We start from the raw sequence: 2,354 nt of genomic DNA, 5'->3' as shown, positions 1-2,354 counted from the left end.
ATATTCGACCCAACCTTCTCAGACAATAGTTTTGGGTTTAGGCCAAATCGAAATGGGCAACAAGCGGTGAAACAGGTACAAAGCATCATTAAAACGGGACGCCGTTTTGCTGTCGATGTTGATCTGTCAAAGTTCTTTGACCGCGTTAATCATGATTTACTCATGACGCACCTTGGCTATAAAGTGAAGGACAAGCGATTGCTTAAATTGATTAAACGTTACTTGCGAGCTGGGGTTATCGATAACCAGTTTTATAGTGAAAGTCGAGAAGGTGTTCCCCAAGGCGGGCCATTATCGCCTTTACTGGCAAACATCATGCTTGACCCTCTGGACAAAGAGCTTGAGAAACGAGGGCACAAGTTTGCTCGCTATGCGGATGATTTTACCATACTAGTGAAGAGTCCCCGTGCGGGTGAGCGAGTGTTGAGTAGTATCAGCAGATTCCTGAATAACCGCTTGAAACTGACCGTTAACACGGTCAAAAGCCACGTCGTTAAAACCAGTGAAAGCAAATTCCTTGGATTCACATTTAAGAGAGGACGCATTCAATGGCACCCAAAGACATTGCTGAAGTTTAAGCAACAAGTCCGGAGATTAACGAACCGTAACTGGGGCGTGTCGATGCACTACCAACTCTTTAAAATCAGCCAATATTTACGTGGCTGGATTAACTACTTTGGTATTGCCAACAGCTATCAACAATGCGTGGATTTAGATCATTGGATCAGGCGCAGAGTCAGAATGGCTTATTGGCGGCAGTGGCGTAAGCCACGTACCAAAGTAAGGAATTTAATGAGATTAGGTGTGCGAGTACAAGCAGCAGTTGCCTGTGGCATCACCAGCAAAGGACCATGGCGCAGTGCGAAATCCCCTGGGATCAATCAGGCTTTGTCACTTGATTACTTAAAATCCGAAGGGCTTTACTCGTTACGTGATGGTTGGATTGCGCTTCACTATCCTAAGTGAAACGCCCTGTGCGGAGCCGCATGCAGGGTGTTGTGGGGGCTGGAGGTTAGAGACCTCCGGCTACCCGATTATATTTTTATAAGCTTGATTTAGTTAGTGCGGTTTTTACAATTTTAAAGCCAACTAAACCTAAGATAGCTCCTGTTACTTTATCAATGTAGTACGCTAGTTTAGCAAATTTTCTTCTTACCCTATCTCCCGATAAAATAAAGACAATTGCGGAGTCCCATAGAAATACTACCGATGTCATCCACACACCAAGCATGACTTTAAATGTAAGGCTTACATCCTTAGTCAGAACAACAGTAAATAAACTTAAATAGAATAAAACATTTTTAGGATTCAGAATTCCAGACATGAAACCAACAACGAACTCTTTAAAAAAGGTGGTGTTATTTAACTCTTTTTTATTAACTTGAACAGATAAGCTTGCATAGTCACTTTTTTTTGCTCGTAAAGCTTGAATGGCTAAATATATTAAAAACAATCCGCCTGCCACTTTTAAGCCAATCATTATATAGACTGAGCTTGCTAATAATGAGCCTACTCCGATCAAACATAATGCTATATATAAAGCATTAGCAATGGATATACCCAATGCTACTCCAATAGCTTTTTTACTTTCATTCTTTATTGCACTCTTAACAAGAATAACAAAATCAGGTCCTGGACTAATAAGTGCCAAAAAATGAGCAAATACAACTGTTGCAAAAATCCCAATTAAACTCATTTCCATGTCATTTCACCTTAACTTTTGAAGTATAAACATTGATTAAAAATATAACAGCTTATTATGTAGACGTCTCAGTAAATTCTAGACTTCTACGTGAATTAATAATCCTAAGTTTACCAATAATCAATAAGTTAGGAAGTATTTTGAGCACTTATTTTACCTTACATTAGGGGCGTTACTGAGAACTCTAAGTAACGCCTGTTATTGTTTATAATTAAATCCACTAAATCAATAACTTACATTATTTCCTCTCCCGTTATCATGGACATTACTGAGACTTCTCAGTAATAAACTTGATAAAAAACAGGAGGATTTTATGACTCGCTCACCTTTCTTGGAAGGTATTAGGCAGGTTATGCGCACCAAACATTACTCAATTCAGACCGAAAAAACGTATTTGCTGTGGATAAAACGATTCATTTTATTCAATAAAAAACAGCATCCAAAAGATATGGGGGAACAGGAGGTGACGGACTTCTTGACCCATTTAGCGGTCGACAGACATGTGACGTCTTCAACGCAAAATTTAGCTCTCTGTGCCATTGTGTTTATGTATAAACACATTCTACAACGAGAATTAACATTACTTCCCGACACAGTCAGAGCTAGAGCACCCAAAAGAGTACCGACTGTACTATCCCACAATGAAGCACTG

General features: G+C 39.6%; 3 protein-coding genes. 2 read left to right on the top strand and 1 reads right to left on the bottom strand.

What is annotated here, in order from left to right:
• The coding region (locus tag GMES_RS09625) for a reverse transcriptase domain-containing protein (RefSeq protein ID WP_039987102.1) at nt 1-966 on the top strand (966 nt) is incomplete at its 5' end.
• A 76-nt stretch (nt 967-1,042) separates the two neighbouring features.
• On the opposite strand, the gene GMES_RS09620 is transcribed toward GMES_RS09625, so the two are convergent.
• Nucleotides 1,043-1,702: a LysE family transporter gene (locus tag GMES_RS09620; RefSeq protein ID WP_006992468.1), complete on the bottom strand. Its 660-nt coding sequence runs from the start codon at nt 1,700-1,702 to the stop codon at nt 1,043-1,045.
• Between the two features lie 313 nt (nt 1,703-2,015).
• On the opposite strand from GMES_RS09620, the gene GMES_RS09615 reads away from it, so the two are divergent.
• A partial coding sequence (locus GMES_RS09615; RefSeq protein ID WP_039987099.1) for a phage integrase N-terminal SAM-like domain-containing protein occupies nt 2,016-2,354 on the top strand: 339 nt, incomplete at its 3' end.

It is taken from the genome of Paraglaciecola mesophila KMM 241 (genome assembly GCF_000315015.1).
Lineage (GTDB): Bacteria > Pseudomonadota > Gammaproteobacteria > Enterobacterales > Alteromonadaceae > Paraglaciecola > Paraglaciecola mesophila.
Note: the sequence above shows the minus strand (reverse complement) of the source record. Positions and strands in the feature narration are given on the sequence as shown.

Excerpts from the sequence above, each read along its gene's own strand:
- GMES_RS09620 (WP_006992468.1), bottom strand. The coding sequence starts at position 1,702 with ATGGAAATGAGTTTAATTGGGATTTTTGCAACAGTTGTATTTGCTCAT.